Below are 1,240 nucleotides of genomic sequence, written 5' to 3' on the forward strand. Positions count from 1 at the left end.
CCTTGGTTTTTAGATGAAACGGCACGTATTTTAGCCCCGCGACCTTTTCTACGACCTTCGGCGTGACGGTTTTGTCGTATTTGTAGCAAAACGGGCAAGCGTAGCTAAAGACCTTAACTAGCGTGTTTTGCTCGACTGGTAGCGGTTTTTGCAGCTTTACGTAGTCCTCGCCCTCGGTAAACGCGGCCGCGCTTATCGCGCCAAACATCGCAATGGCTAGAAAGCCTTTGCTAAATTTAGAAAGTAGGTTCATGGAATGCTCCTTAAAATGATTTAGTTTGCTTTAATTGTATATCCTCTCGTCGCCGCAAAACTCACGCTAAGATAAATTTTAGATTAAATTTATGAAATTTCGGCTAAATTTTGGCGCAAAAGCTAAAATTTGAAATTATTTTTTACAATTAAGCAAGTTTTAATAAATGCGTGATTTCTACGTTAGCGAGGTTGATTAAAATTACGATATCAAACCAATTCAAAGGAGAATAAGATGAAGCGAACTCTTTCCTCATTCGCCCTAGCCGCGGCGTTACTGGGCGGTCTAAGCACGGCAGCACTTGCTATCGGCGGACCTAGCGGCTCGCATATCGACTACGGCATCCCTGGCAAGATCGGCGAAGTAGTCGTAAATCCGTACGACATTGCGCCTCTAACGGCGGTCATCAAAAACGGCGGCTACACGCTAGCAAACGCCAAAGTCACTATCGTACCAAAGCCGGGCGGTCAAGTTATCAGCTATAAAGTCGCCGACAAACACCTTCGCACGCATGGCGGAATACCTGTTTTCGGGCTCTACCCCGACTATCAAAACACCGTAGAGGTCGAGTACGATAAAATTTACAAGGGGCAAACCGAGCACATAAAAGAAACCTATAAAATTTACGCTCCCGCGATTTATCTAGAAAGCTCGGGCATGCCGTCTCAAAAGGGCGCGCTGTTTGATAAAATCGAAGTCGTGAAGGCTCCGAGCGCGAAATTTGCCAACCGTCTCTACTACGTAAATAACTTCGTAAATAAAACCGGCAAAGGCACAAAAGTCGTATGGAACAACCCCGCAGGCGGCGCGATCGAATGGAACTACAGCCCGAACAACTTCATCCTTGATACCAAGGGCGAAGTTCGCTGGTATCTGGAGCCGAGTAAAATTTACGACCTCAAGCAGCCCTTTAGCGCGGGCGTCATGATGGGCTTTAAGCAAAACGACGACGGCGCGATGACGTGGGGTTACGGCCAAAGATACGCC

Annotated in this window: 1 protein-coding gene and 1 pseudogene; one reads left to right on the forward strand and one right to left on the reverse strand. The window is 47.1% G+C overall.

Features of this window, described 5'->3' with window-relative positions; translation table 11 throughout:
- Positions 1–253, reverse strand: a pseudogene (locus Q0386_RS08730) (thiol:disulfide interchange protein); the annotation flags it as partial.
- Between the two features lie 234 nt (positions 254–487).
- On the opposite strand from Q0386_RS08730, the gene Q0386_RS08735 reads away from it, so the two are divergent.
- Positions 488–1,240: aryl-sulfate sulfotransferase (locus Q0386_RS08735; protein WP_299029886.1), on the forward strand; the 753-nt coding region annotated here is incomplete at its 3' end.

Origin of the sequence: uncultured Campylobacter sp., assembly GCF_938045625.1 — a bacterium.
Taxonomy (GTDB): Bacteria; Campylobacterota; Campylobacteria; order Campylobacterales; family Campylobacteraceae; genus Campylobacter_A.